General features: G+C 58.2%; 2 rRNA genes. Both read left to right on the forward strand.

The features are described from left to right. Nucleotides 1-545: 545 nt before the first annotated feature. Nucleotides 546-2,071, forward strand: a 16S ribosomal RNA gene (locus AC1DYK_RS35275). A gap of 298 nt (nt 2,072-2,369) precedes the next feature. Beyond that, nucleotides 2,370-2,663: ribosomal RNA gene (locus AC1DYK_RS35280) — 23S ribosomal RNA — on the forward strand; the annotation flags it as partial.

A 2,663-nucleotide genomic window follows, 5' to 3' on the forward strand; every position in this document is an offset into this window, starting at 1 on the left:
CCGCCTGACCGGGAAGCACCCTGCGCACTCGTGCGTGGAGGTCACCCCGTAGGGGGCGGGAATTCCGACTCAGAACTTCTGATAAAGTCGGTTCCGCCGAAAGGCAAAGGCCACTCCAACGGCCACCGGAATCAAATTCGGACCGGAAACGGTAACGAAAAAGAGTCTGGTAAGGTTGGAACCGCCGGAAAGGGAAACGCGAAAGCGAAAACCTGGAAAGCGARACCCGCTTCGACCGGGAATCGGACACGAAAGAGTCTGATAGAGTCGGAAACGCAAGACCGAAGGGAAAGCCCGGAGGAAAGCCCGAGAGGGTGAGTAYAAAGGARGCGTCCGTTCCTTGAGAACTCAACAGCGTGCCAAAAGTCAACGCCAGATATGTTGATACCCCGGCCTGCTTCGGCAGGTTGGTGGTTCCTTTGAAAGTCCTGCCGGGCCCTTGTGGTTCCGGTAGGCAATTACACAGCGAGGACGCTGTGGACGGTCGGTCTTATTCCGGCTGATCGTCCCGCTCTCGTGATGTGTCTCCCGATTACGGGAAAACATTCACGGAGAGTTTGATCCTGGCTCAGGACGAACGCTGGCGGCGTGCTTAACACATGCAAGTCGAACGATGAAGCCCTTCGGGGTGGATTAGTGGCGAACGGGTGAGTAACACGTGGGCAATCTGCCCTTCACTCTGGGACAAGCCCTGGAAACGGGGTCTAATACCGGATAACACTCTGTCCCGCATGGGACGGGGTTAAAAGCTCCGGCGGTGAAGGATGAGCCCGCGGCCTATCAGCTTGTTGGTGGGGTGATGGCCTACCAAGGCGACGACGGGTAGCCGGCCTGAGAGGGCGACCGGCCACACTGGGACTGAGACACGGCCCAGACTCCTACGGGAGGCAGCAGTGGGGAATATTGCACAATGGGCGAAAGCCTGATGCAGCGACGCCGCGTGAGGGATGACGGCCTTCGGGTTGTAAACCTCTTTCAGCAGGGAAGAAGCGAGAGTGACGGTACCTGCAGAAGAAGCGCCGGCTAACTACGTGCCAGCAGCCGCGGTAATACGTAGGGCGCAAGCGTTGTCCGGAATTATTGGGCGTAAAGAGCTCGTAGGCGGCTTGTTGCGTCGGTTGTGAAAGCCCGGGGCTTAACCCCGGGTCTGCAGTCGATACGGGCAGGCTAGAGTGTGGTAGGGGAGATCGGAATTCCTGGTGTAGCGGTGAAATGCGCAGATATCAGGAGGAACACCGGTGGCGAAGGCGGATCTCTGGGCCATTACTGACGCTGAGGAGCGAAAGCGTGGGGAGCGAACAGGATTAGATACCCTGGTAGTCCACGCCGTAAACGTTGGGAACTAGGTGTTGGCGACATTCCACGTCGTCGGTGCCGCAGCTAACGCATTAAGTTCCCCGCCTGGGGAGTACGGCCGCAAGGCTAAAACTCAAAGGAATTGACGGGGGCCCGCACAAGCAGCGGAGCATGTGGCTTAATTCGACGCAACGCGAAGAACCTTACCAAGGCTTGACATATACCGGAAAGCATCAGAGATGGTGCCCCCCTTGTGGTCGGTATACAGGTGGTGCATGGCTGTCGTCAGCTCGTGTCGTGAGATGTTGGGTTAAGTCCCGCAACGAGCGCAACCCTTGTTCTGTGTTGCCAGCATGCCCTTCGGGGTGATGGGGACTCACAGGAGACTGCCGGGGTCAACTCGGAGGAAGGTGGGGACGACGTCAAGTCATCATGCCCCTTATGTCTTGGGCTGCACACGTGCTACAATGGCCGGTACAATGAGCTGCGATGCCGCGAGGCGGAGCGAATCTCAAAAAGCCGGTCTCAGTTCGGATTGGGGTCTGCAACTCGACCCCATGAAGTCGGAGTTGCTAGTAATCGCAGATCAGCATTGCTGCGGTGAATACGTTCCCGGGCCTTGTACACACCGCCCGTCACGTCACGAAAGTCGGTAACACCCGAAGCCGGTGGCCCAACCCCTTGTGGGAGGGAGCTGTCGAAGGTGGGACTGGCGATTGGGACGAAGTCGTAACAAGGTAGCCGTACCGGAAGGTGCGGCTGGATCACCTCCTTTCTAAGGAGCACTTCTTACCAAGCTTGCTTGGTCAGAGGCCACTACGTCGGCAAATGTTCGACGGTGGTTGCTCATGGGTGGAACGTTGACTATTCGGCACGGTTCTTCGGGATCACTAGTACTGCTTCGGCGTGGAACGTGAATCGTGAGGGGTCGTGTCGGGCACGTTGTTGGGTGTCTGAGGGTACGGCCGTGTTGGTCGCCTTCAGTTGCCGGCCCCAGTGAACTCGCCCTTAGGGGTGGGGTGATGGGTGGCTGGTCGTTGYTTGAGAACTGCACAGTGGACGCGAGCATCTGTGGCCAAGTTTTTAAGGGCGCACGGTGGATGCCTTGGCACCAGGAACCGATGAAGGACGTGGGAGGCCACGATAGGCCCCGGGGAGCTGTCAACCGAGCTTTGATCCGGGGGTGTCCGAATGGGGAAACCCGGCAGTCGTCATGGGCTGTCACCCGCTGCTGAACACATAGGCAGTGTGGAGGGAACGAGGGGAAGTGAAACATCTCAGTACCCTCAGGAAGAGAAAACAACCGTGATTCCGGGAGTAGTGGCGAGCGAAACTGGATGAGGCCAAACCGTATGCGTGTGATACCC

It is taken from the genome of Variovorax sp. P2_H12 (genome assembly GCF_056403395.1).